General features: G+C 74.7%; 22 protein-coding genes. 14 read left to right on the top strand and 8 right to left on the bottom strand.

Annotation, left to right across the window (positions count from 1 at the left end; genetic code table 11):
* Nucleotides 1–34 precede the first annotated feature (34 nt).
* From BMX74_RS18780 to BMX74_RS18770, 3 genes are all read right to left on the bottom strand, one after another.
* On the bottom strand, nucleotides 35–1,447 hold the full coding sequence (locus tag BMX74_RS18780) for an RNB domain-containing ribonuclease (protein WP_091102023.1): 1,413 nt from the start codon (nucleotides 1,445–1,447) through the stop codon (nucleotides 35–37).
* A 435-nt stretch (nucleotides 1,448–1,882) separates the two neighbouring features.
* On the bottom strand, nucleotides 1,883–3,454 hold the full coding sequence (locus BMX74_RS18775) for a DUF7507 domain-containing protein (protein WP_218153995.1): 1,572 nt from the start codon (nucleotides 3,452–3,454) through the stop codon (nucleotides 1,883–1,885).
* A 148-nt stretch (nucleotides 3,455–3,602) separates the two neighbouring features.
* On the bottom strand, nucleotides 3,603–3,935 hold the full coding sequence (locus BMX74_RS18770) for an STAS domain-containing protein (protein WP_055501060.1): 333 nt from the start codon (nucleotides 3,933–3,935) through the stop codon (nucleotides 3,603–3,605).
* Between the two features lie 268 nt (nucleotides 3,936–4,203).
* Here BMX74_RS18770 and BMX74_RS18765 point away from each other — a divergent pair, with 268 nt between their 5' ends.
* The 3 genes from BMX74_RS18765 to BMX74_RS18755 are packed head-to-tail and all read left to right on the top strand — an operon-like array spanning nucleotide 4,204 to nucleotide 5,405.
* Nucleotides 4,204–4,461 (top strand): helix-turn-helix transcriptional regulator, encoded by a 258-nt coding sequence (locus tag BMX74_RS18765; protein WP_055501061.1) that lies wholly within the window; start codon nucleotides 4,204–4,206, stop codon nucleotides 4,459–4,461.
* The gene (locus tag BMX74_RS18760; protein ID WP_055501062.1) at nucleotides 4,461–4,748 is read left to right on the top strand and encodes a hypothetical protein; all 288 of its coding nucleotides are present in this window, start codon (nucleotides 4,461–4,463) and stop codon (nucleotides 4,746–4,748) included. Before BMX74_RS18765 ends, BMX74_RS18760 begins: the two co-directional genes overlap by 1 nt.
* 9 nt (nucleotides 4,749–4,757) lie before the next feature.
* The gene (locus tag BMX74_RS18755; RefSeq protein WP_055501063.1) at nucleotides 4,758–5,405 is read left to right on the top strand and encodes a DedA family protein; all 648 of its coding nucleotides are present in this window, start codon (nucleotides 4,758–4,760) and stop codon (nucleotides 5,403–5,405) included.
* Here the strand turns inward: BMX74_RS18755 and BMX74_RS18750 are convergent.
* The gene (locus BMX74_RS18750) at nucleotides 5,349–6,089 is read right to left on the bottom strand and encodes a GntR family transcriptional regulator (protein WP_055501064.1); all 741 of its coding nucleotides are present in this window, start codon (nucleotides 6,087–6,089) and stop codon (nucleotides 5,349–5,351) included. The two genes, BMX74_RS18755 and BMX74_RS18750, sit on opposite strands and share 57 nt — an antisense overlap.
* A gap of 186 nt (nucleotides 6,090–6,275) precedes the next feature.
* On the opposite strand from BMX74_RS18750, the gene BMX74_RS18745 reads away from it, so the two are divergent.
* Nucleotides 6,276–7,046, top strand: a complete 771-nt coding sequence (locus tag BMX74_RS18745; protein ID WP_055501065.1) for an inositol monophosphatase family protein — start codon at nucleotides 6,276–6,278, stop codon at nucleotides 7,044–7,046.
* 16 nt (nucleotides 7,047–7,062) lie between these two features.
* Here BMX74_RS18745 and BMX74_RS18740 read toward each other — a convergent pair whose 3' ends face one another.
* Both BMX74_RS18740 and BMX74_RS18735 read right to left on the bottom strand, forming a co-directional pair.
* Entirely contained in the window at nucleotides 7,063–7,755 is a 693-nt protein-coding gene (locus BMX74_RS18740) for an HAD family hydrolase (protein ID WP_177227422.1), read from the bottom strand.
* 161 nt (nucleotides 7,756–7,916) lie between these two features.
* On the bottom strand, nucleotides 7,917–8,579 hold the full coding sequence (locus BMX74_RS18735) for a GntR family transcriptional regulator (RefSeq protein WP_055501067.1): 663 nt from the start codon (nucleotides 8,577–8,579) through the stop codon (nucleotides 7,917–7,919).
* Between the two features lie 110 nt (nucleotides 8,580–8,689).
* Here BMX74_RS18735 and BMX74_RS18730 point away from each other — a divergent pair, with 110 nt between their 5' ends.
* Both BMX74_RS18730 and BMX74_RS18725 read left to right on the top strand, forming a co-directional pair.
* Nucleotides 8,690–9,877: a CoA transferase gene (locus tag BMX74_RS18730; RefSeq protein WP_091101810.1), complete on the top strand. Its 1,188-nt coding sequence runs from the start codon at nucleotides 8,690–8,692 to the stop codon at nucleotides 9,875–9,877.
* Nucleotides 9,874–10,773, top strand: coding sequence for an HpcH/HpaI aldolase/citrate lyase family protein (locus tag BMX74_RS18725; protein ID WP_055501069.1), 900 nt, complete (start codon nucleotides 9,874–9,876; stop codon nucleotides 10,771–10,773). The genes BMX74_RS18730 and BMX74_RS18725 overlap by 4 nt, the downstream gene beginning before the upstream one ends.
* 151 nt (nucleotides 10,774–10,924) lie before the next feature.
* Here BMX74_RS18725 and BMX74_RS18720 read toward each other — a convergent pair whose 3' ends face one another.
* Nucleotides 10,925–11,560, bottom strand: a complete 636-nt coding sequence (locus BMX74_RS18720; protein WP_256257017.1) for a TetR/AcrR family transcriptional regulator — start codon at nucleotides 11,558–11,560, stop codon at nucleotides 10,925–10,927.
* 168 nt (nucleotides 11,561–11,728) lie between these two features.
* Here BMX74_RS18720 and BMX74_RS18715 point away from each other — a divergent pair, with 168 nt between their 5' ends.
* The 3 genes from BMX74_RS18715 to BMX74_RS18705 are packed head-to-tail and all read left to right on the top strand — an operon-like array spanning nucleotide 11,729 to nucleotide 14,492.
* Entirely contained in the window at nucleotides 11,729–12,712 is a 984-nt protein-coding gene (locus tag BMX74_RS18715; protein ID WP_091101805.1) for a sugar ABC transporter substrate-binding protein, read from the top strand.
* Nucleotides 12,709–13,740 (top strand): ABC transporter permease, encoded by a 1,032-nt coding sequence (locus BMX74_RS18710; RefSeq protein ID WP_055501071.1) that lies wholly within the window; start codon nucleotides 12,709–12,711, stop codon nucleotides 13,738–13,740. The genes BMX74_RS18715 and BMX74_RS18710 overlap by 4 nt, the downstream gene beginning before the upstream one ends.
* Nucleotides 13,737–14,492 (top strand): ATP-binding cassette domain-containing protein, encoded by a 756-nt coding sequence (locus BMX74_RS18705; RefSeq protein WP_055501072.1) that lies wholly within the window; start codon nucleotides 13,737–13,739, stop codon nucleotides 14,490–14,492. Before BMX74_RS18710 ends, BMX74_RS18705 begins: the two co-directional genes overlap by 4 nt.
* A 92-nt stretch (nucleotides 14,493–14,584) precedes the next feature.
* Here BMX74_RS18705 and BMX74_RS18700 read toward each other — a convergent pair whose 3' ends face one another.
* The gene (locus BMX74_RS18700) at nucleotides 14,585–16,252 is read right to left on the bottom strand and encodes a DUF7927 domain-containing protein (protein ID WP_143078694.1); all 1,668 of its coding nucleotides are present in this window, start codon (nucleotides 16,250–16,252) and stop codon (nucleotides 14,585–14,587) included.
* Between the two features lie 181 nt (nucleotides 16,253–16,433).
* On the opposite strand from BMX74_RS18700, the gene BMX74_RS18695 reads away from it, so the two are divergent.
* The 5 genes from BMX74_RS18695 to BMX74_RS46310 all read left to right on the top strand — a co-directional run bounded on the left by BMX74_RS18695 (nucleotide 16,434) and on the right by BMX74_RS46310 (nucleotide 22,802).
* Entirely contained in the window at nucleotides 16,434–17,390 is a 957-nt protein-coding gene (locus BMX74_RS18695) for an alpha/beta hydrolase (RefSeq protein ID WP_091102018.1), read from the top strand.
* Between the two features lie 144 nt (nucleotides 17,391–17,534).
* The gene (locus BMX74_RS18690; protein ID WP_091101801.1) at nucleotides 17,535–18,842 is read left to right on the top strand and encodes an MFS transporter; all 1,308 of its coding nucleotides are present in this window, start codon (nucleotides 17,535–17,537) and stop codon (nucleotides 18,840–18,842) included.
* Nucleotides 18,839–19,780, top strand: coding sequence for a hydantoinase/oxoprolinase family protein (locus BMX74_RS44190; RefSeq protein WP_055501075.1), 942 nt, complete (start codon nucleotides 18,839–18,841; stop codon nucleotides 19,778–19,780). Before BMX74_RS18690 ends, BMX74_RS44190 begins: the two co-directional genes overlap by 4 nt.
* Nucleotides 19,777–20,808, top strand: coding sequence for a DUF917 domain-containing protein (locus BMX74_RS44185; RefSeq protein ID WP_177227418.1), 1,032 nt, complete (start codon nucleotides 19,777–19,779; stop codon nucleotides 20,806–20,808). Before BMX74_RS44190 ends, BMX74_RS44185 begins: the two co-directional genes overlap by 4 nt.
* A complete protein-coding gene (locus BMX74_RS46310; protein WP_091101798.1) occupies nucleotides 20,805–22,802 on the top strand; it encodes a PucR family transcriptional regulator in 1,998 nt (665 codons plus the stop codon). Before BMX74_RS44185 ends, BMX74_RS46310 begins: the two co-directional genes overlap by 4 nt.
* The last annotated feature ends 205 nt before the right edge of the window (nucleotides 22,803–23,007 follow it).

Genomic DNA, 23,007 nt, shown 5'->3' with positions numbered 1-23,007 from the left:
CCCCGCTCGTCCACCCCTTCCGCCCCCGGCCTGGTCAGGCCAGGGTGAAGCGGACCTCGCGCGTCGCCGGGTCGGCGCGTGTCAGCCGCACCGTCACCTGCTCGCCCAGCGGCAGGTCGCCGTCGCACCTGGCGATCACGGCGGGGTCCACGAGCTGGACCTGGCCGCCGCCCCGCTGCCCGTCCACGTCGATCACGACCGCGTCGAACGCCTGCCCGACCTTGTCCCGCAGCAGGAACGCCTCCACCAGGTCCACGGACGCGCGGTCCACGGCCGAGGCCCTGCGGCCCGTGCCCGCCATGATCTCCGGCAGCGCCTCCAGCGCCGCCCCGACGTCCGACGGCACCGGCTCGCCCGCCGCGACCGCGAGGCACACCTCGGTCGCGTACCGGTCCACCAGCCGCCGCAGCGGCGCCGTCACGTGCGTGTACGGCGCGGCCACCGCCGCGTGCTCGGCCAGCTTCGGCGGCGCGCCGTTGAACGCCACGTACCCGGCGCCGCGCAGCAGCACCTTCGACTCGTGCAGGAACGCCGCCTGCCGCGGGTTCTCCGGGTCCAGCCCGTGGACGACCTCGCCGTAGGCCACACCGTCGGGCCACGGCACGTCGAGCGCCCGCGCCACCCTGCGCACCTTCGCCAGGTCCTCCTGTCTCGGCTCGGGCAGCACCCGAAGCACGCCGATCTCGGCGTCCAGCATCATGGACGCCGCCGCCATGCCGGTCAGCAGCGAGATCTGCGCGTTCCACGCCTCGGCGGGCAGCGGCAGCCTGAACTCCAGCCGGTAGCCGCCGTCGTCCGTCACGACCTCCTGCTCGGGGGTGGGGAGGGTGACACCGCCGCGCTCGCGCTCCAGCTCCAGCCGCAGGCGGCCGATCTCGGCCAGCAGGCCGAGCGTCCCGTCGGCGGTGCCGGTGTCGACGGCGGCCTGGACGTAGGCGTAGTCGAGGCGTTCGCGGCTGCGTACGAGGGCGCGCTGCACGTCGGCGCCGACGGTGCGGCCGTCGGCGTCCAGGTCGATGCGCCAGACGGCGGCGGGGCGCTCGGCGCCGGGCAGCAGGCTGGCGGCGCTCTCCGACAGCACCTTGGGGTGCAGCGGGACCTTGCCCGCGGGGAAGTAGACGGTCTCGCCCCGGGTGCGGGCCTCGGCGTCGATGACGCCGCCGGGACGCACGAAGGCGCCGACGTCGGCGATGGCGTACCAGACGCGGTAGCCGCCGCGCAGCCGCTCCAGGTGGACGGCCTGGTCGAGGTCCATCGAGCCGGGCGGGTCGATGGTGACGAACGGGACGTCGGTCATGTCCTCGCCGGCCAGTCTGGGCACCTGCGCGACCCACGCGGCCTCGTCGAGCACGGGCTTGGGGAAGCCGTCGGGGAGCCTCAGCTCCCGCCGGATCCGCTCGAAACCGTCCTCGAGCCTGGTGGGCATCGCCGCGGGGACCTGAATCATCGACACGTCCCACAACCTACCGGTCAGAGATATACCGGCGTGGGGTGAAATTTCGGTGTAAAACCGGCGGCTGCCGTCGGCCCAATCCCGCCGACCCTGATACCCGGGACGCCGGAGAACACCGCCCCGCACACCCGGGCCGGGCCTGGATCGGCGGGGCTGGCGCGGCTGGGCCGGACCTCGCCGGATCGCCGGCCCCCCGGATCGCCGGCCCCCCGGATCGCCGGCCCCCCGACGGCACGACGGCGCCCCGTCGCGAGGCTCTCGTGACGGGGCGCCGTATTGGTGGTGCGATCCTGCACACCGCGCCCGGCCGGGCCCGAGCGGGCCTGGATCGGCCGGGCTTGGGTGAGGCTGGGCTGTGGCCCCGCCGGATCGGGCCGGGCCGTTCGGTGCGTCCGGCCCGGTCGTTCGTCGGCCGGGCCGGGGTGTGGGTCAGGGGGTCGCGGGGCGCGGGCGGGGGCCCTTGTCCGGTGTGCAGTACGGGCAGAAGGGCTCGGGGTCGACGCAGACCTTGACGCCGTCGCCGTCGTTGGACGGGTCGAGGTCGAGCTCGTTGCCGCCCGCCGTGGCCGTGTTCGTCGTGTCGCCGACCGCGACGGCCTTGGCGCGGATCGTCAGCACCGCCGTGGCGCCGTTCGGCAGCGTGCCCACCGTCCACGCGCCGTCCCCGGCCGCGTACGAGCCCTTGGAGGCCGTCGCGGAGACGAAACGGAGCTGCGCGGGCAGCGCGTCCTTGACGGTCACGCCGGTGGCGTCGTTGGGCCCGCCGTTGCTGACGGCCACCCGGTAGGTGACGGTCTCGCCCACGGTGACCCTGGTCTTGTCGGCCGACTTGACCACGGCGAGGTCCACCGCCGGGTTGACGTCGGTGACGGCGTCGCCGCTGCTGGAGGTGAGCGCCTGGGGCTCCGCGCCGAGCCGGTTCTCGTACCCGACGGAGGCGCGGTTGGTGACCTTCCCGCCGGCGGCGGCCCTGCCCACCTTGACCTTGAACTCGACGGTGGTGCCGTCCGGCAGGCTGCTCGTGCTGGCCAGCCGGCCCGCCTGCGCGCCGCCGGCGCCCTCGCCGAGACCGAAGGAGACGGTGCCGGTCGCCGGGTCGAAGGCGGCCTGGTCGTCGTCGGCCGCGTCGGTCTTGGGGCCGTTGTTGGGGCCGTCCACGACCTTCATCGAGCCGGGCACGTACGTGGTGCCGGCGGGGACGGCGTCGGTGAGCCGCACGTTCTCGGCCGGCCCGCCGCCCCCGTTGACCGCGGTCAGCCGGTACGTGATCTCGTCACCCACGTTCACCGGGCCCTTGGGGGCGGCGGACTTGGTGACGATCACGCACGGCGGGGTGCCGAAGAAGATGTCGTCCAGGAGGTTGCCGATGGCGCGGTTGCCGCCGGCCGCCGAGACGGAGCGGAAGGCGAACCTGGTGACGGTCTGCCCGGCCGGCACCGTGTACGTCCCGGAGTAGACGCCCCACCGGGCCGTGCCGTCGGACATGGTGGCCTGCTGCACCGGCGCGCCGGGGGCGCCGATGTCCAGGGCCATCGTGTCGACGCCTGCCCTGCCCCGGTGGGCGAGCCGCCAGTACAGCGTCTGGCCGGGCGTCGTCGGGCGGTCCTGGAAGAGGGTGGAGACCTGGTTCGCGTTCAGCTCGGCGAGCTGCCTGCCCTCGGCGGGCGGGGTGTTGGTGGGGTTCGGCGGGCTGTTCCACAGCTCGATGACGTGGTCGGTGGCGCTGGTCGTCCAGCCGGGCACGCTGTTCGGCACGCCGGGGCGGGAGGCGTCGGGGAACATGCTCCAGGTGCCTCTGATGGCGGGCTGCTCGAAGCCGCCGTTCAGCAGGGACACCTGCTCGGGGCAGGTGGCGGGGTCGGGGGCGCGCAGTGCCGTGCGGGCCGCCGCCGGTGCCGCCGCCGGGGCGGCCTCGGCCGGTGCCGTGCCGGGCAGGGCCAGTGACGCCGCGGCCGCGGCCAGGACGGCGACCGGGTAACACATCCGTGGGATGTGCCTCATGTGCGTTCGTTCCTCTCGTCGGGCAGAAGACTGCCTTCGTGCGAGCGGAATGCTCGCCCGGCGGCGTCCCGCACCGGCGGGCGACACGCGTCCTCCTGGCAAGTGCAGACCCGTCGCAGGGAAGATCTTGGTGTACGCGCCCGGCCGGTCAGGCCACGGTGACGAGGTGGGCGTCCAGGCCGGTGATCTTGAGCAGGCGCTGCATGGACGGCGGGACGCCGGCGACGAGCAGCGGCGTGCGCTGGCCGCTCGCCCGGTTGTGGGCGTGGACCAGGACGCCGAGCCCGGCCGCGTCGACGAAGGAAAGGCCGCTCACCTCGACGACGACCGCCGCGTCGGGCTCGGGTTCGGCGCGCGCCTCGTCCAGCAGCTCCAGCAGGAGGGCGCGCAGCGGCTCGGTGGTGGCGATGTCGAGCTCGCCGGACACCGTGACCGTGAGGGTGCCCTCGTGGCGGCTCGTCGTCAGGTGGAGTGGATCCATACACGGCTCCCCGCTGTCTTGAGGACCGGGAACGTACTGCCGACTGCGGGGACGCTCTGGGGCACACCCGGACCATGCTCGTGACTGTGAGCGACTGCCTGCTTTCGGAAAGGAGTGTACAGGTCCCCAGGTCGGGGCCGGGAGAAGGAACCCTCATGGGCGGGGCGGGAGAAACCCTGCTGACCACCATCCCGGCAAGGGCCGGGGAGACTCGCAAAGAAGCGTTGCGGCTCTTTACAAGTCGTTGTGTATACGCAACGATCAGCGTGTGGTAAGCAAAGACCGGAGATCTGAACTCCACAACAGGATCGCGGTGCTCCGCGCGGAGCGGGGGGTGTCACGGGCCGAGCTCGCAGCGGCCGTCGGGGTCAACCCGCAGACGGTCGGGTTCCTCGAACGCGGCGACTACGGGCCGTCGCTCGACCTGGCGTTGCGGATCAGCGAGTTCTTCGGCCTGCCGGTGGAGGCGGTCTTCTCCAGGCGCCCGTTCGAGCCCATGTCGCAGCAGCTCTACGGAGGTATCTGATGAGCACTCCCGCCGGGCGCCTGCGCCGCGCCACCCGCCTGATGTCCGAGGCGTCCGAGGACGCGCTGGACGAGCGCGAGCGGTTCGGGCGGGGCGAGGCGCTGCGCGTCGTCCACCCGCTGCTCGGCCTCCTGCTCGGCCTGCTGTTCGTCGCGGCCGTGATCGACGGCGGCGTGGTGCGCGTAGCCTGGGAGCCGCTCATCGGCGGCGCGATCCTCACGTCGGTGCTGCTGCCCTCGGCCGTGCCGGCCTGGCGCTGGGCCGGGGCGCCTCCGGGGCGGGGTTAAGGTTACGGCGTGCACATCGACGAGTGGCTGCAGGCCGTTCCGCCGGGCTGGCTCTACGTGGCCGTCGCCCTCGTGATCGGCTTCGAGAGCCTGGGCATCCCGCTCCCGGGCGAGATCGTCCTGGTCAGCGCCGCGATCCTGTCGGCGAAGGGCGTGGTCAGCCCCGTCTGGGTCGGGGTGTGCGCGAGCGCGGGCGCCATCGTCGGCGACTCCGCCGGCTACGCCATCGGCCGCAAGGGCGGACGGCCCCTGTTCACCAGGCTCGGCCGCCGCTTCCCCAAACACTTCGGCGACAGGCACGTGGCCAAGGCCGAGGCGTACTTCCAGCGGTTCGGCATGTGGGCGGTCTTCGTGGGCCGGTTCATCGCGCTGCTGCGCATCCTCGCCGGGCCGCTCGCCGGGGCGCTGCGCATGCCGTACTGGAAGTTCGTCGTCGCCAACGTGCTCGGCGGCATCGTCTGGGCGGGCGGCACCACCGCGGTGGTCTTCTACCTCGGGCTGGTGGCCGAGAAGTGGCTCAAGGGCTTCTCGTGGGTGGGCCTGGTGGTGGCGGTGCTGTTCGGCATCGGCACCACCCTCTACCTCAAACGGCGGGCGGCCTTAGCGCTCGATGAGCGTGACCTCGAGGGAGTAGTGCGAGGCCCGGTAGACGTGTGAGCCGTGCTCGACGGCTCTGCCCTGGTCGTCGTACGTGGTGCGGATCATCGTGAGCAGGGGCGCGCCGCGGCGCTCGTCCAGGAGCTTGGCCTCGGCCTGGGTGGCGGCGCGCGCGCCGATGCGCTGGTTGGCCACGCGCAGCCGCACCCCGGCCGCGCGCAGCAGCTCGTACAGGCCGCGCGCCTCCAGGTCGGAAGCGGCGAGCTGGGCCAGGCCGAGCGGCAGCCAGTTGTGCAGCACGGCGAGCGGCTCGCCGGCGGCGAAGCGCAGGCGTTCGAGGTAGAGCACCTCGGCGCCGGCCTCGACGCCGAGGATGGCGGCGATGTCGTCCTCGACGGGCCGGGGTTCGAGCGCGATCACCTGGGTGGCGGGCTCCTGGCCTGCTCTGCGCAGGTCGTCGTAGAGGCTGGTCAGCTCGACCGAGCGCTTGACCTGGCCGTGCACCACCTGGGTGCCCACGCCGCGCTTGCGCACCAGCAGGCCCTTGTCCACGAGGTACTGGATGGCCTGGCGGATCGTCGGCCTGGACAGGCCGAGCTTGTCGGCCAGGAGGATCTCGTTGTCGAGCCGCGCGCCGGGCGCGAGGTCGCCGCGCCGTATCGCCTCGGCGATCTGCTCGGCCACCTGGAAGTAGAGCGGCACAGGGCTGGATCGGTCGAGGTCGATGGCCAGGTTCGCGGTCATGCCGATCAGCTTAACCGAGGTCAGAATGTCCAGACAAACTGCTCATGCATGCTGACATCGCCGGTCAAGCCGTCATCGTCCGCACCTGGGCGCCGTCCGGACTCGAAGGGAGGGCGAGGTCCGGTCTGTGGCGGGTCGCACCCCAGGTGGGGCCGCGGGGCGCGGGGGAGCGGGCATGCTGGGAGGATGAACGTGACGCACCTGCTGGAGACGGCCGCCGAGGCGGCCAGAGCCGTCGGCCCGCTCCTGCGCGACGCCTTCAGATCCCGGCCGCAGGTGCGCGCCAAGAGCGACTTCCACGACCCGGTGACCGAGCACGACCGGGCCGCCGAGGAGACGATCCGCGCCGTGATCGCCTCCCGCGCGCCAGGGGCGATCGTCGGGGAGGAGGGCGGCACGACCGGCTCAGGCGACCTCACCTGGTACGTCGACCCGATCGACGGCACCGCGAACTTCGCGGCCGGCCTGCCCTTCTTCTGCGTCTCCATCGCGGCGGCCGCCGGCGGCGAGGTGCTCGCGGGCGTCGTGTACGACCCCGTGCGCGGCGACGAGTTCACCGCCACCACCGGTGGCGCCTGGTGCAACGGCGTCCCGATCCGCAGCGCCGGCGCCGGGCGCGACCGCGAGGCGATGCTCCTCACCAGCTACCCGGGCCCGCACGACCTGGCCCTCGAGGGCGAGGAGGCGCTGCGCGGGTTCGGGCGGCTCGTCGAGTCGTTCGCCTCCGTGCGCCGCACCGGCAGCGCCGCGCTGCAGCTCGCCCACGTCGCCGCCGGGTGGTCCGACGTGACGTACGGCACCAGCGTCAGCCCCTGGGACGTGGCGGCGGGGGCGCTGCTGGTGCGGCAGGCGGGCGGCGTCTACCTGGGCGACCCGCTCGCGCCTGGCGGCTACCTGGCCCACGTCGGCGGGTTCGACCTGGCCGGCTCCTGCCTCGCCGGCGCCGCCCCCCGCTGACCGGCCCCGGCGCCGGTCAGGCGAGGAGGGCGGGCAGGTCGGCCAGGGTGGTGATGCGAGGGAAGCCCTCGGGCGGGGGCTCCAGGTTCAGGCGGTCGAGCCAGACCGAGCGCATCCCGGTCGCCGCGGGGGCGGTGACGTCCTTGACCACGTCGTCGCCCACGAGCAGCACCTCGTGCGGCTCCAGGCCCAGCGCGGCCGCCGCCCCGGTGTAGCCGGCGGGTGAGGGCTTGAAGTGCCCGCCGAGCACCTCGCCGGTCAGCACCGGGCCGACCCGGCCCTCCAGGCCGATGGCGCGGACCTTCGCCTCCTGGACGCGCTGCGTGCCGTTCGTCAGGACGCCGAGCGCCGGCCCGCCGAACGCGTCGAGCGCGTCCAGGGCGGCCACCGCGTCGGGGTAGGCGCGCCAGCCTTCGCGGTAGCGGCGGGAGAACTCCTCGTACGCCGCGTCGAGGTCGGCGGGCACGCGCACGCACAGCTCCTCGCACAGCGCCCGGACCCGGCGCCGTCGCTGCTCCTCCACGGTGCACTCGCCCGCGTGCCAGGCCGCCAGGTGCGGCAGCTCCAGCTCCTCCCACAGCCCGGCCACCTCGGGCAGCCGGGCGTGACCCGGCGCGTACGCCGACACCCAGCCGGTGATGGCGGCGTCGGCCGCCGACCGGTGGTCGAGCAGCGTGCCGTCGAGGTCGAACAGGACGCCCCTGATCACGGCCCGGCCCCCGCGGCGACCGGCTCGAACGTCACGACAGGTCGCGGCCGCGGGTGGGCGGATGGTCCTGCGGGTTCGTGCACGTCCCTCGCCCCTCTCTCCTCCGGCGCCCGGACGGCCATCGTGCAACAGGCCCCGGCGGGGTGCAACCGGGGGTGGGGTCAGTGGTGCCTGCGGTGGTCGCCGGCCTGGCGGATGTGGTCGATCATGACGCGTTCCGCGGTCTCGCCGTCGCCCGCCTCCAGGGCGTCGAGGACGCGCTCGTGCGCCTCCAGCTGGAGTCCGACCTGGTCGGGGTCGAGCCACAGCGAGGCCGACGCGGGCACGGGGAAGCTGTCGAGCACCGCCCTGGCGTGCGCGCCGAGGAAGGCGGGGCCGCCGATCTCCACCAGGCGGAGGTGGAAGCGCCTGCTCTGCTCGCCCAGCGCGTCGTACCTGCCCTGCCCGGCGTCGCGGGCCATCGCGGCGTGCAGGTCGCGCAGCCCGGCCAGCTCCTCGGGGGTGATCCTGGCCGCCGCGAGCCGCGCGCCGAGACCCTCGACCACGGCCCGCAGGCCGTAGAACTCCTCCAGCGCCTCGTCGCCGAGGTCCACGACGGTCGCGCCGTGGTGCGTCTCGTACCTGATGAGGCGGTCCTTCTCCAGGCGGCGCAGCGCCTCGCGCACGGGCGTCACCGACACCCCGAGCCGCCTGGCCACCTCGCCGGCCCGCAGGGCCGTGCCGCCGGGGATGCGGGCGGTGCGGATCTCGTCGAGCAGGACGCCGTAGACGTAGTCGGCCTTGCTCATGGGCGGCCTCATGGGCTCCGGCTCGCTGATCGCCATGTCATCCAGTGTCCCGCACTATCGCTCTTTGTCGCGACTTGACCTATCAGATATTTCTTATAACTTACAGAACCATGACGAGCCCAGTGACGAGCCCCGTGACGAGCCCCGTGACGAGCCTCGCCGACCTCCGGGTCATCGACGCCGCGACGCTGTTCGCCGGCCCCTCGGCCGCCATGATGCTCGGCGACTTCGGCGCCGACGTCGTCAAGATCGAGCATCCGCGGCGGGGCGACCCGTCACGCGGCCACGGCGCCGCCGTCGACGGGGTCGGCCTGTGGTGGAAGACGCTGTCGAGGAACAAGCGGGCCGCCGCGGTGGACCTGTCGCACCCCGACGGCCAGGAGATCCTGCGCGGGCTGGCCGAGCGCTCCGACGTCCTCATCGAGAACTTCCGCCCCGGCACCCTGGAGCGCTGGAACCTCGACCCGCAGGACCTCCTCAAGCTCAACCCGCGCCTCGTCGTGGCACGGATGACCGGGTTCGGGCAGATCGGGCCGATGGCGGGGCGTCCGGGGTTCGGCACGCTCGCCGAGGCCATGAGCGGCTTCGCCGCCATGACCGGCCAGCCCGGCGGGCCGCCCACCCTGCCGCCCCTCGCCCTGGCCGACGGCATCGCGGGCCTCGCCATGTCGTACGCCATCATGGTGGCCCTGCAGGCGCGCGAGCGGACCGGGCGCGGCCAGGTCGTGGACATGGCCATCATCGAGCCCATCCTCGGGCTGCTCGGGCCGCAGATGAGCGCCTACCGGGCGCTCGGCGTGGTGCCTGAGCGCACCGGCAACCGGTCCGCCAGCAACGCCCCGCGCAACACCTACCGCACCCGCGACGGCCGGTGGCTGGCCATCTCGACCAGCGCCCAGCCGATCGCCGAGCGCGTCGTCACCCTCGTGGGCCGTCCCGACCTGGTGGAGCAGCCGTGGTTCGCCACCGGCCACGGGCGGGTCCAGCACGTCGACGAGCTGGACGAGGCCGTCGCCTCCTGGATCGCCGAGCGTGACGCCGAGGAGGTGATCGCCCGCTTCGAGGAGGCCCAGGCGGCCGTCGCCCCCATCTACGACGTCACCGACATCGCCGAGGACCCCCAGTACGCGGCGCTCGGCACCTTCGTCGACGTGCCCGACGAGGAACTGGGCGGCGTCACCATGCAGAACGTGCTGTTCCGCCTGTCCGACACGCCCGGTGAGATCCGCTGGCCGGGGCGCCCGCTCGGCCGCGACACCGACGAGGTGCTGGGCGAGCTGGGCTACGACGCCGGGCGCATCGCCGGGCTGCGCGAGGCGGGGGTGATCGCGTGAGCGCCGCGCCCGCCGCTCCGGGCCCGTCCTGGGTGCCCGTCACCTGGCTGTACGTGCCGGGCGACCGCCCCGACCGGTTCGCCAAGGCCGCCGCGTCCGGCGCCGACGTGGTGATCATCGACCTGGAGGACGCCGTCGCGCCCGCGCGCAAGGACGAGGCGCGCGAGAACGCCGTGGCGTACCTGAGCCGGCGGCGCGCGGCCACCGGCGGACCGGCGGCCCCCGGAGGGCCGGCCGTCCACGTCCGGGTCAACGACCTGTCCGGCGGGCGCGGCCTCGACGACCTGGCCGCGGTGGGGGACCTGGCCGACGCCGTGCGCCTGCCCAAGGTGGACTCGCCCGCCGTGCTCGGCGCGCTGGACGGCGTCGCCGCGCCCGCCTACGCGCTGCTGGAGTCGGCCGCCGGGATACTCCACGCCGCCGCCATCGCGGCGCACCCGCGCGTGGCCGGCGTCGCCCTCGGCGAGCAGGACCTCGCCGCCGAGCTGTCCGTCACCGGCGAGGACGCCATGAACCACCTCAGGCTCCAGGTGGTGCTCGCCGCCGCCGCCGCGGGGCTGCCGCCGGTGCCCATGTCGGTCTACCCGCTCCTGGACGACGAGGAGGGGCTGCTCGCCTCCTGCGCGGCGGGGCGGGCCATCGGCCTGTTCGGCAGGACGGCGATCCACCCGCGGCAGATCCCGGCGATCAGGCGGGCCTTCCGCCCGTCGGCCGAGGAGACCGCGGCGGCGCTGGAGGTCGTCGAGGCGGCCGAACGGGCGCAGCGGTCGGGGGCGGGGGCGGTGGCGCTGCCCGACGGGCGTTTCGTGGACGCGCCGGTGGTGGCGAGGGCCCGCCGCACCCTGGCCCTCGCCGCCCGCCTGTCGTCCCCCTCGCAGACCCCCACCCCCGCCTGAGGCCGCCCGCCTGCCGCCCCCTCGGGGGCCCCTGCCTGAGGGCCGCCCGCCTGTCGCCCCTTCGGAGGCCGCTGCCTGAGGGCCGTCCGCCTGTCGCGCCTTCGGAGGCCCGTGCCCCGGCGCGTCGGCCGCTTTCTCCTGGAGGGGGCGGTCAGGCGGGGGTCCAGCGGGAGCGGAGCTCCTCGTCCTCCGGGGGCGGGCCGGGCAGGGGGCGGTGGGCCGGGGGAGTGCGCAGGGAGTCGGCCAGCAGCGCCAGGTAGCGGTGGCGCAGCTCGGCGGTGCGCTCCTCGTCGCCCAGCTTGATCGAGGCGAGCTGCTCGAACAGCAGCGCGATGTCCGCCATGGTCACGTCGGGCCGCAGCACGCCCTGCTCGACGGCCCGCCGGTGCACCTCCGTCCCCAGCCGCCCCGCCTGTACGGCGTCCTGGGTCAGCTCCTCGGTGGGCTGGAAGGTGCCCGCGAGCCGGATCGTGAGCGAGTGGATGTCGGCGTCGACGATCTGCCGCAGGAAGCCGGCGAACGCCTCCCAGGGGTCGCCCGCGGCGTCCAGCGCCTTCTCGGCGATGGCGGCGTACTGCTTGAGCCCGTCGCCGCACAGCTTGCGCAGCAGCGCCTCCTTGCTGGGGTAGCGCCGGTAGAGCGCGCTGATCCCGACGCCTGCCCGCTCGGCCACGGCCGCGATGGGGGCGCCGGGATCGGCGGTGAACACGGTTCTGGCCGCCTGGAGGATCAACTCGTCGTTCCGCGCGGCCTGCGCCTTGCGGCCGCTCATCGGTGCTGCTGTCATCCTCCCAGCATATGGGAACGAATGATTCCGTTCTACATCTCTCCGCAGGCGTCGCCGCCCGCGCCGCGGCGTCGTACAGGGCGGAGATCACTCCTTGGTCAGCATGTCTATACATAGAAAGGTGATTGAGGTACAACCGGGGCGAGCCCGTTGGCCTTGGAGGTGCCGATGAGACGTACCCCGATCGTGCTGGCCCTGTTAGGCGCTCTCGCGCTGACCGCCTGCTCCTCCTCGGGAGGGCGGGCGGCGCAGAGCCCGGCCTCCGGATCCGCGCCCGCCGCCGCGTCCGCGCCGCGCGGCGCCTTCGCCGTCATCACCCATGGCGCCCCCGGCGACTCCTTCTGGGACGTCGTCAAGAACGGCGCGGAGGCGGCCGGCAAGCAGTACGGCGTCACGGTCACCTACCAGGGCGACGGTGACCCCGCCAAGCAGTCGCAGCTGATCGACCAGGCGGTGTCGCAGAAGGTGGACGGCCTCGTCGTCTCCATGGCCAACCCCGACGCGCTGAAGGAGTCGATCGGCAAGGCCGTGGCGGCCGGCATCCCCGTCGTCACCGTCAACTCGGGCGCCGACCGTTCGAAGGAGTTCGGCGCCATCACGCACGTCGGGCAGTCGGAGGACGTCGCCGGGCGCGGCGCGGGCGAGCAGTTGAAGGCGGCCGGGGTCACCAAGCTGCTGTGCGTCGTCCACGAGGCCGGCAACGTGGGGCTCGACCAGCGGTGCAAGGGCGCCGAGGAGACCCTCGGCGGCACCGTCGAACGGCTCCAGGTGGACGTGGGCAACCTGGCCGACGTGACCTCGAAGGTCACGGCGAAGCTGCAGTCCGACAAGCAGCTCGACGGCGTGCTGGCGCTGAACCCGGCCGTCGCCGTCGCCGCCAGGGACGCCGTCAGGGACTCGGGGTCGCAGGCGAGGCTCGCCACGTTCGACCTGTCCGCCGACGTGGTCGCCGCGATCAAGGACGGCGAGATCCTGTTCGCCGTGGACCAGCAGCAGTACCTGCAGGGGTACCTGCCGATCACGTTCCTCCTGCTCTACAAGGACAACCTCAACACGGTCGGCGGCGGCCTGCCGGTGAACACCGGGCCGGGCTTCGTCACCAAGGACAACGCCGACAGGGTGGCCAGGCTGGCCGAGGCGGGCACCCGGTGACGGCCGCGGCGGACGAGCGGGTCGTCCGTCCCGGCCTGGCCCGGCGCCTGCTCGTCCGGCCCGAGCTGGGCGCCGTGGTCGGGCTGGTCGCGGTGTTCGCCTTCTTCGGCGCGCAGTCCCCGGTGTTCCGCTCCCCGGACGGCGTCGCCAACTGGCTCGACCCCGCCGCGACGCTCGGCATCATGGCGGTGGCGGTGGCGCTGCTGATGATCGGCGGCGAGTTCGACCTGTCGGCGGGCGTGCTGACCGGCACCAGCGGGCTCGTCGTGGTCACGCTCTCCACCCGGTACGGCTTCGACGTCTGGGCGGCGATGGCGGCCGGGCTGGTGGTGGCCCTGGCGGTCGGGTTCGCCAACGGGATCGTGGTCACGAGGACCCGGCTGCCCAGCTTCGTCGTCACGCTCGGCACGTTCCTCATGCTGCAGGGGATCAACCTGGGCGCCACCAAGGCGATCACGGGGACGGTGCAGGTCGGGGGGCTGCGCCGGGCCCCCGGGTACGAGCAGGCGAGCGCGGTGCTCGCGGGCACCGTGGAGATCGGCGGCACGTCGTTCCGCGTGGCGATCCTGTGGTGGGTGCTCGTCACGGCCGCGGCCACCTGGGTGCTCATGCGGACCAGGGCCGGCAACTGGATCTTCGCGGTGGGCGGCGACGAGCGGGCCGCCCGCGCGATGGGCGTGCCCGCGGCCCGCGTGAAGATCGCGCTGTTCATGACGACGGCGGCGGCGGCCTGGCTGGTCGGCACGACGCTGGCGCTGCGGTACACGTCCGTGCAGGCCAACGTGGGCATCGGCCAGGAGTTCATCTACATCGTGGCCGCCGTCATCGGCGGCTGCCTGCTCACCGGCGGGTACGGCTCGGCGATCGGCGCCTCCGTCGGCGCGGTCATCTTCGGCATGGCCGACAAGGGCATCGTCTTCCTCGGCTGGGACGCCGACTGGTTCAAGTTCTTCCTGGGCGCCATGCTGCTGCTGGCGACCCTGGCCAACCGGCTGGTGCGGCGCTACGCCGAGGAGGTGCGGCGGTGATCCTCCAGACGCGGGGCATCGGCAAGTCGTTCGGCTCGGTGGTGGCGCTGCGCGACGTGTCCATGGGTGTGGCGGCGGGCGAGGTCACCTGCGTGCTGGGCGACAACGGCGCGGGCAAGTCCACGCTCATCAAGATCCTGTCGGGCGTGCACGCGCACGACGCGGGCGCGTACCTGGTGGACGGCGCCGAGGTGCGCTTCTCCAGCCCGCGCGAGGCGCTGGACCGCGGCGTCGCCACGGTCTACCAGGACCTCGCGATGATCCCGCTGATGTCGGTGTGGCGGAACTTCTTCCTCGGCTCGGAGCCGCGCAGGCGCCTCGCCTTCGACGTGGCCAGGGCCAGGCGGGTGGCCCGCGAGGAGCTGCGCGCGATGGGCATCGACATCCGTGACGTGGACCAGCCGGTCGGGACGCTGTCGGGCGGCGAGCGGCAGTCGGTCGCCATCGCGCGGGCGGTGTACTTCGGCGCCCGCGTCCTCATCCTGGACGAGCCCACGTCCGCGCTCGGCGTCAAGCAGGCCGGCGTGGTGCTGCGCTACATCGCGAGGGCCAGGGACAGGGGACTCGGCGTGGTCCTCATCACCCACAACCCGCACCACGCCTACCCGCTGGGCGACCGCTTCCTCCTGCTCAACCGCGGCACCAGCCTGGGCGAGTACGGCAAGTCCGACATCACGAAGGAGGAGTTGACGGGCCTCATGGCGGGTGGCGCGGAGCTGGACGAGCTCTCCCACGAGCTGCGCCGCCCATGAGATCTACTTTGTAAAGGCGCCCGGCTCGGGATCACCCGCCGGCCCACGGCCGACCGCCGACGGCGGGCGGGTCGGCGAAAGCGGCGGACGGGTCAGCGCGGGAACCGCGGCAGCCCGGGGAACCGCGGCTGTCTTGGTCCGAGGAGCGGCCGGCGCAGGCGTCGGGCGAGGGCGAGCAGCAGGAGCCCGGCCGCGACCAGGGCGGCCGACCAGCGCAGCGCCGTCTCCACGGGCGCGCCCGTGAACGGCAGCGTGGGCGCGGCGGGTCCGGGGCCGGCCGGGCCTGGGGGCCATCCGGGCCACCCCGGCCCGCCCGGCCCCCAGGCCCAGCCGGCTTCCTCCGGGCCGGGCACGACCAGTGGATGGCGGGTGGCGCACCGGCCGTCGCAGTGGCCGTGGCGGCCGGGCGTCACGACGTTGACCACGGCACCGACCACGACGCCGACCACGACGCCGGCCACGGCGTCGTCGGCGTCCGCCTCGTCGAGCGCCTCGTCGCCTTCGGCCGCGCCCCCCGGTGCCGGGGTGGGGCCGACTGGTCCGCTGCCCGGTGCGGGGGTGACGCCGCCCGGTCCGCTGCCCGGTGCCGGGGTGACGCCGCCTGGTCCGCTGCCCGGCGCGGGGGTAGGGCCGACTGGTCCGCTTCCTGGTGCCGGCGTGGGGCCGCCGGCCGTGGCGTGGCCGTGCTTCCTGCCGAGGTCCCCTGCCCGCACCGTGTACGTGAGCGTCTGCGCCCGCGTCAGCAGCGGGATGCGCCAGGTCAGGCCGTCCTCCCCGGAACGGACGGTCCCGGCGGTGGCGGCGGCCTCGCCCTCGGGAGTGCCGCCGCTGAGCGCGTCGGTGACCACCACGTTCCGTGCCGGCCGCCCCTGGGGCCGCACCTCGATCCGGTACGTGATCACGTCCCCCGGCTCCACGGGGGTGCCGGAGGGCGGGTCGCTGCGCTTGGACACCGTCCAGTCGCCACCCTCGCAGGTGACCGTGTTGGTGACGGTGTAGGCGCTGTGCGGACGGTGGAGCACCGCCGTGTGGGGCAGGTCCCCGGCGTCCGGCCGGCCGCCGTCCTCGGTCACGCCCCTGCCGGTGAGGCGGCAGCGCCCGTCGGTCACCTCGACGTCCTCGTCGATCGTCACCGACTGTCCCACCTCGTACCCCTCCTGGGGCGCGCCCCACGCCAGCGGGGTGGGGGCGCCGCCCGGGGTGACGAGGGTGTGGCCGGGGTGCCGGGTCTCGGTGACGGTCACGTCGGCGCCCGAGGAGGCGTCGGGTACCTTGGCGTCGCTGATCGCGAAGTCGAGCTGGGAGGTGTACGTCCGGCCCTCGGCGAGGGGCGGCGTCCGGAAGAGGTAGGGCGTGGCGGTGGAGCTGGAGCCGCTGCCCGGCCCGGTGCGCGGCTCGGGGTCGGTGTACCGGCCGTTCGGGGCGCTGATCTGCTTCACCCAGAACCGCGCGCCCTCGTTGACGTCCCCGGTGCCGGGGACGAGGAAGGAGCAGTCGCCGTCGGCGTCGGAGACGCAGGTGGCCCAGGGGCCGGCGGGCTGGGGGTCGGCGGGGTCGGCGTACAGGCCGAGCACGGTGGCGGCGAGCGGGCCGGCGGTGTCGGGGCCGGTGTGGTCGCCGCCGGTCTTGACGGTGACGACCGAGCCGCCGGGAGGCGGGTCGGGCGCCGAGCGCGCGTTCGCGGGCCCCCAGGCGGTCAGGGCCCCGCATGTGGTCACGGCGGCGAGGACCGCCGCCATCCGCTGCCCGGCACCACGCATCACGCCTCCACATGATCAGTTCGTGACGCACTGTAATGATGTGTGCTCGGGTCGCTGCTGGTGCCGCGACGTCGCTTGGGGGGAATTTGACTGGTTCGGGCGATGAACGAGACGGGCAGAAAGGGCAAAACACCCACTACGTGTACCGACACCGACATCCGGGGGATCCGCCGTGACCACGATGATCAGTAAGGTCGTGCTCGAGAAGGCCGCGCAGGACTTCGCCGACGCCAACTCCAAGCACCCCTTCATCTACGAGCTGCCCCCCGAGCAGGGACGGGAGATCCTGGAGCAGGTCCAGTCCGGCGACGGCGTGCCCAAGCCCGAGATCGACGAGGAGTGGGTCCAGGTGCAGGGCGGCCCCACCGGCACGGTGCCCGTACGCGTCGTCAGACCCAAGGGCGCCACAGGCGCCCTCCCGGTCATCTTCTACATCCACGGCGCGGGCTGGGTGTTCGGCTCGGCGCACACCCACGACCGGCTCGTCCGCGAGCTCGCCGTCCGCTGCGAGGCCGCCGTCGTCTTCCCCGAGTACGACCGCGCGCCCGAGGCGAGGTACCCGACGCAGACCGAGCAGAACTACACCGCCGCCCAGTGGGTGATGCGCGACGGCCCCGACAGGGGGCTCGACTCCTCCCGCATGGCCGTGTGCGGCGACTCGGTCGGCGGCAACATGGCGGCCGTGCTCGCGCTCATGGCCAAGGAGCGCGGAGACGTGCGGCTGCTCGGGCAGGTGCTGTTCTACCCGGTCACCGACGCCGCCTTCGACACCGACTCGTACCGGCAGTTCGCCACCGGCTACTACCTCAACCGCGACGGCATGAAGTGGTTCTGGGACCAGTACACGACCGACCCGCGGCAGCGCGAGGAGATCCACGCCTCGCCGCTGCGCGCGAGCACCGGCCAGCTGCGCGGCCTGCCGCCCGCGCTCGTGCTCAACGGCGAGGCCGACGTGCTGCGCGACGAGGGCGAGGCGTACGCGGCGAAACTGCGCGAGGCCGGCGTGGACGTGACCGCCGTGCGGCTCGCCGGCATGATCCACGACTTCGCCATGCTGGACGCGCTCCGCGAGACCCGCGCCTACCAGGCGGCCATGGAACTGGCGACCGCGACGCTGCGCCGCTGGCTGCGGCGCTGACCGTACCCTGGGACCGGACCCGCGCGCCGGTGCGGGCATCACGCACAACCCGCGCGGGCCCGCCAGGGCGGTCCGCACAGCGGCGAGGAAGGAGGGCGGCCCTATCGTGCGGCAATACTTCGCGCCCCCCTCCGAGGAGCTTCCATGACCGCCGTCGAGAGCAGGACGATGCCCATCGGGGCAGCGTTCGACCGGATGCCGTTCACCCGCAGGCACGTCCTCATCGCGCTCGCCCTGTTCATCGCGTTCGTCATCGAGTCGTGGGAGCAGCTCGCCCTCATCTACGTCTCCGGCGACCTCGGCACCGGCCTCGGCATCGACGAGGCCGGCATCGGCGTCGTGCTGTCGGCCGTGGCGTTCGGCATGATCCCCGGCGTGCTCGTCTGGGGTCCGCTCGCCGACCGCGTCGGCCGCAAGCCCGCGAGCTTCTGGTCGCTGCTGGCGTACGGCGTCCTCGCGCTCGCCTCGGCGTTCGCGCCCGACGTCACCACGCTCGTCGCCCTGCGCGTCGCCTCGGGCCTGGCCCTGGCCGGCGTCTACACGATCACCTTCCCGTACTTCCTGGAACTGCTGCCGACCAGGCACCGCGGCCGGGCCGCCGTCTACCTGTCGATCGGGTGGCCCATCGGCATGCTCGCCGCCATCGGCGCGTCCGTGACGCTCGGCGACCTCGGCTGGCACGTCGTCGTCATCGCCAGCGCCGTCGCCGGCCTGTGGGCCTTCGCCATCAGGGCGTGGGTGCCCGAGTCGCCGTACTGGCTGGCCGCCCGAGGCCGGCAGGACGACGCCCGCGCCGTGCTGCGCGGCCTGTCCAGCCCAGACGCCGACGCCACCTTCACCGTCGCCACCGACCGCGTCGGACGCCCCCTCGACCTGTTCCGCGGCGGCCTCGCCAAGATCACCGTCGTGATGCTGGTGCTGAACTTCGCCTTCAACTGGGGCTACTGGGGCCTGCAGACCTGGCTGCCCACGCTGCTGCAGGAGAAGGGCCTGAGCCTGTCGGCCTCGCTCGGCTTCGCCGCGCTCAGCGCGCTCATGATGATCCCCGGGTACGTCAGCGCGTCGCTGCTGACCGGCCGGTTCGGCCGCAAGAAGGTCTTCCTCGTCTACGTGGTGGCCGCCGTGCTCGGCGGCCTGTGGTTCGCGACCGCGAGCTCCACCGTCGGCCTCTACCTCGGCAACTTCGTGCTGTCGTTCTTCAGCCTCGGCGCCTGGGGCGTCTGGAACACCTGGAACGGCGAGTTCTTCCCGACCGCGCTGCGCGGCACCGGCTACTCCTGGGCCACGGCCGCGCAGCTCGTCGCCACCACGGTCGCGCCGTCCGCCGTCGGCGCGCTGCTCGCGCACGCCACCGGCTTCACCCCGACCATGCTGGTCATCAACGCGTTCATGGTGGTCACGGCGCTGCTGGCCATCCCGCTGCCCGAGACGGAAGGACGCGAACTGGAGTGATCCTCGGCGTGGCCCTCGGCGGGCGGGCACCGGTGGCGGTGGCCGTACGCGACGGCGCGTTCGCGGGCCCCGCCGACCCGCGGGCGGCGCGGGCGGCCCGCGCCGCCTGCGTCGCCGTCGACCTGGAGCCGGCCGGCGCGGCGCCCGTCGCCGTCATCCGTGTCGGAGGGCCGTGCCCGCCCGTCCTCGGCCCGCTCGCCGGCTGGCCCGACGGGTCGGGGGTGGCGACGATCGTCCGCGGCGGTCACAGCCTCACCGGCCGCCCGCTCGCCCCGCTCGACACCGACGCCGTACGCGCGTTCGCCGCCGGGTGCGGGCTCACCGACTTCGCCGTCACGGCCACCGGCTCGCCCGTGCTGGCCGACCACGAACTGGCCGTCGCCGCCGTCGTGTCCGCCGAGGTGCCCGGCGCGCGCATCACCCTGTCGTACGAGTTCGGCCGGCCAGGACTGCGGGAACGCGAGGGCGACGCGATCCGCAACGCCGCGCTCGGCCCGGCCGCCGGGCGGCTGGCCGACGAGGTGGCCGCCCGGCTGCCCGGGGTGCCGCTGTACTTCGCCCGCTCCGGCAGCGGCCTGGTGTCGGAGCACTACTTCCGCCGCTACCCGCTCGCCTGCCTGCGCGGCGCCGCCGCGAGCCACGCCAGGGGGCTGGCCGCGCTCGGCGAGGCCGCCGGGGTCCCCGGCCCGGTGGCCGCCGCGTACGGCGCCACACTGGCCGTGCCCGAGGCGCAGGTGGAACGCATCGTGCAGGCGCGCGGGCGGGCCGAGCTGGACCGCGTCCTGCAGGACGTCAGGGACGAGGTGCTGACCCGCGTGGTCAGCGCCGGCGCCGCCCCCGGCTCCGCCGCCATCGCCGAGACCATCGTCAACCCCCTGTCGTACCTGCCCGACGGGCTCTACCGGGTGCTCGTCACCGCCAGGGGGGCCGCGCCGTGACCGCGGTCGGGCCGCGCGAGCTGGAGCGGTTCGCGGCCGGGTCGCGGCTGTTCGCCACCGGCGCCGCCGACTCCTCCTACGCGCTGGCGCACGACTGGGCCCGCGCCGTCATCGGCGACGGCGTCCCGGTGCGGCAGGCGTCCGACCTCGACCCGGGCGCGCTGTGCGTGGCCGTCACCCTGGCCGGCTCCACCACCGCCCTCGGCGAGCAGCTGCCCCGCGGCGACGAGCCGGAACGCGCGGTACGGGCGCTGGAACGCCGGCTCGGCACGCGGGCCGCCGCCGTGGTCGCGCTCAACCTGGCCGCCGAGAACGCTCTCATCCCGCTCATCGCCGCCGCCGCGCTCGGCGTGCCGCTCATCGACGGCGACGGCACCGGGCGCGTGTTCCCCCTGGTGGAGCAGACGACGTACACGCTGGGCGGGATCAGCGCGGCGCCGCTCGCGCTCGCCGGGGCGTCGGGGGAGCTGGTGCTGCTGGAGACCGCGCCCGACCGGGTGGAGGACCTGCTGCGGCCCGTCGTGCTGTCACTCGGCGGATGGGCGGTCGCCGCCTGCTACCCGATGGCCGCCCGCGACCTCGCAAGGGTCGTCGTGCCCGGCACGGTCAGCCTGCTGCTGCGGGCAGGGACGCCGGGCGCCCCGCGCTCCGCCGCCGCGCCCTACGGCGTCCGCACCCTGTGCAGGGGACGCATCCTCGCCGTCGAGGGCAGCACCGGGCACGGGGGCGAGCTGGCGCTGCCGTCGCTGCCGTCCAGCATCCTCGTGCAGGAGTCCGACGGGCTGCGCCGCCTGATCAGGCTGGAGGCGCACAACGAGATCGTGCTCGCCCTGGCCGACGGCGCCGCCGTCGCCATGGCCCCCGACCAGATCTGCATGATCGCGGCGACCGGCGGGCTCGTCGTGGACGTCGACAAGGCCGCGCCCGGCATGGAGGTGGAGGTCATGGTGGTGAAGGCGGCGCCCGTCTGGCACACCCAGGAAGGGCTCGCGCTGGGCGGGCTGCGCGCGTTCGGGATCCCGCTGTGAACCGGCCGCGGCCCGCCGGGTGGGAGGCGCCCGTCACCGTCGCCGAGCTGGTCGACGCCGGCCCGCTGGCCGGGGCCAGGATGTACGGCGCCGGCGACCAGCCGGTGCACCAGGTGCGCATCGTGGACGAGCTCGCCGTGTTCGCCACCGTCGCCCCCCACACGGCCGTCGTCCTCATCGGCGCGGCGGCGGGCGGCGGCTGGGCGGTGGAGATGGCCGTCAGAAGGGCCTGGGAGCAGGCGGCGGCGTGCGTGATCGCGCCGTCGGGCGGGCCGAGCGAGGGCTCGGGGCAGGTGCTGGCCGAACGGCTCGGCATCACGCTGGTGTTCGTCGACGGCGACCCGCTGGTGACGGCGGTGCGGGTGGCGTCGGCGGCGGCGCGGCCCGAGGCGGCGCGTACGCAGCTCGTCGCCCGGTGCGCGACGCGGCTGGCGGAGGCGGGGCCGTCGGCGCGGCGGGTGCTCGGCGTGCTCAACGCGGAGCTGCCCGGCACGTCGGTGGCCTTCCTGGACCGGTACGGCGCCCACGTGGCGGGCCGCCGCGCCGCCCACCCGTCGCCCGCGCCCCAGCCGCCCGGCTCCGGCCACACGCCAGGTGTCGCCCCCGGCCCCGGTTCGGGCCTCGGCGCCACGTCCGCCCCCAGCGCCGGTCCCGGCACCGGCAGGGGGGCCAGGCCTGTCACCGGCGGCCCGTCTGGCACTGGTGCGGACCCCGGCGGCGGGTCCCGCACCGGCCATACGGGTGGCTCGGGCCCTGCTCACGGCCCTCGATCGGGCGATTCCGGTGCCGGGTCGCGCCGGTCGTCGGCCCCTGCCGCGTGGGAGGCGGTGCCGCGTCCCGGAGGCCCCGGGTCCCGTACGGGCCGGGCGGGCGCGGAGGCGGGACCGGCGGGTGACGCGGCCGGGAGCGCGGCGACGGGCCCGGGGGCCGGTGCCGCGTCGGGCTCGCGGCCCGCGGCGGCCGGGGCGGGCGGCGACGGTGGCGGGCGGGGCGGCGACGAGGGGCGGCAGGCCCCGGAGCGCGGCCGTGACGAGCGGCGGCAGGCCGCGCAGCGCGGCGGCGCGGTGCTGGCCGAGGTCGAGGTGACCGGCCAGGAGGGGGACGTGCTCGGCAGGCTCGTCGCGAGCGGGTCGTCCAGGTCGGCGGGCTGGCCCGCCGTCGTACGGGCCGTCCTGGGGCTCGCCGTCGCTCCGCTGGCGGCCTGGGCCGCCACCGAGAGGCTCAGGGCGTCACGCGACTTCGCGCTCCAGGCCGCGCTGGCCGAGCGCCTGCTCAGGGCGGGCGAGCCGGGCGAGCCGGGGGAGGAGGCGGACGCGGCGGCACGCGAGGCCGCCGTCGCTCTCGGCTGGCCGACACGCGGGCCCGTCACCGGCTTCCTGCTGCGCCCGTTCGGCGAACCGGCGCAGGCCGGGTCGCGCGGGCCGCAGGGAGCGGACGAGGCGGCCCAGGCCCAGGCGGTGGTCAACGCCGTCGTCGGGCAGGTGCCGGTGCTGCGCAGGGGCGAGGGCTGGGCGGGCTGGTCGGCGCTGGACCCCGGACGGCTCGCGGAACGGCTGCGCCGCTGCGTGGAGGCGATGCCGCGGCCCTGCGCGGCCGGGGTCGGCGCGCGGGTGTCCGGGCTGGACGCCGTGGGCGAGTCGCTGCTGGGCGCCGAGGCGGGTGCGTTCGTCGCCGTGGCGGGCTCGGTGGTGCGGGCCGACCGGATGGGGCCCGCCGAACTGCTCGGCGCGCTGCCCGCCGGGGCGCTGCGGGCGCCCGCCGCGGTGGTGCTGCGCCCGCTGCTCGACGTCGACAGGGACGGCTCCCTGCTGGAGACCCTGACCGCGGTGCTGGACGAAGGCGGCTCGCTGCGCGCGGCCGAACGGCTGGGCGTGCACCGCAACACGGTGACGACCCGGCTGGAGCGCATCCGCGCGGCCGGTTACGACCTGGCCGACCCGGCCACGCGCCTCGCCCTCCACCTCGCCTGCCACCTCACCTCCGCCCCCTCCTGACAGAGAGGAACCCCGGCCCGTCCTGGGAGCGGAACATCGGTCCTTCTGGGGGGAGGAACCCCGGCTCTTCTGGGGGAGGAACTCCGGCTCTCCTGGAGGGAGGAACCCCGGCCCTTCCTGGGAGCGGACCCCGCCCTTCCGGGAGCGGAAGCCCTGCCCCTCCTCCCAGGAGAAAGGCGGGCCCCTCCTGACCGATCAGGCTCGG

The organism is Nonomuraea pusilla, from assembly GCF_900109355.1.
GTDB lineage: Bacteria > Actinomycetota > Actinomycetes > Streptosporangiales > Streptosporangiaceae > Nonomuraea > Nonomuraea pusilla.
The sequence above is the reverse complement of the archived record's forward strand: the minus strand, read 5'-3'. Positions and strand labels throughout refer to the sequence as shown.

What these genes read in the sequence shown, in the direction of transcription:
- BMX74_RS18715 (WP_091101805.1), top strand. Translation starts at nt 11,729, where the DNA reads ATGAGACGTACCCCGATCGTGCTGGCCCTGTTAGGCGCTCTCGCGCTG.
- BMX74_RS18775 (WP_218153995.1), bottom strand. Translation starts at nt 3,454, where the DNA reads ATGAGGCACATCCCACGGATGTGTTACCCGGTCGCCGTCCTGGCCGCG.
- BMX74_RS18690 (WP_091101801.1), top strand. Translation starts at nt 17,535, where the DNA reads ATGACCGCCGTCGAGAGCAGGACGATGCCCATCGGGGCAGCGTTCGAC.
- BMX74_RS18745 (WP_055501065.1), top strand. Translation starts at nt 6,276, where the DNA reads ATGAACGTGACGCACCTGCTGGAGACGGCCGCCGAGGCGGCCAGAGCC.
- BMX74_RS18760 (WP_055501062.1), top strand. Translation starts at nt 4,461, where the DNA reads ATGAGCACTCCCGCCGGGCGCCTGCGCCGCGCCACCCGCCTGATGTCC.
- BMX74_RS18735 (WP_055501067.1), bottom strand. Translation starts at nt 8,579, where the DNA reads ATGGCGATCAGCGAGCCGGAGCCCATGAGGCCGCCCATGAGCAAGGCC.
- BMX74_RS18720 (WP_256257017.1), bottom strand. Translation starts at nt 11,560, where the DNA reads ATGACAGCAGCACCGATGAGCGGCCGCAAGGCGCAGGCCGCGCGGAAC.
- BMX74_RS18695 (WP_091102018.1), top strand. Translation starts at nt 16,434, where the DNA reads ATGATCAGTAAGGTCGTGCTCGAGAAGGCCGCGCAGGACTTCGCCGAC.
- BMX74_RS18750 (WP_055501064.1), bottom strand. Translation starts at nt 6,089, where the DNA reads ATGACCGCGAACCTGGCCATCGACCTCGACCGATCCAGCCCTGTGCCG.
- BMX74_RS18770 (WP_055501060.1), bottom strand. Translation starts at nt 3,935, where the DNA reads ATGGATCCACTCCACCTGACGACGAGCCGCCACGAGGGCACCCTCACG.
- BMX74_RS18700 (WP_143078694.1), bottom strand. Translation starts at nt 16,252, where the DNA reads ATGCGTGGTGCCGGGCAGCGGATGGCGGCGGTCCTCGCCGCCGTGACC.
- BMX74_RS18780 (WP_091102023.1), bottom strand. Translation starts at nt 1,447, where the DNA reads ATGATTCAGGTCCCCGCGGCGATGCCCACCAGGCTCGAGGACGGTTTC.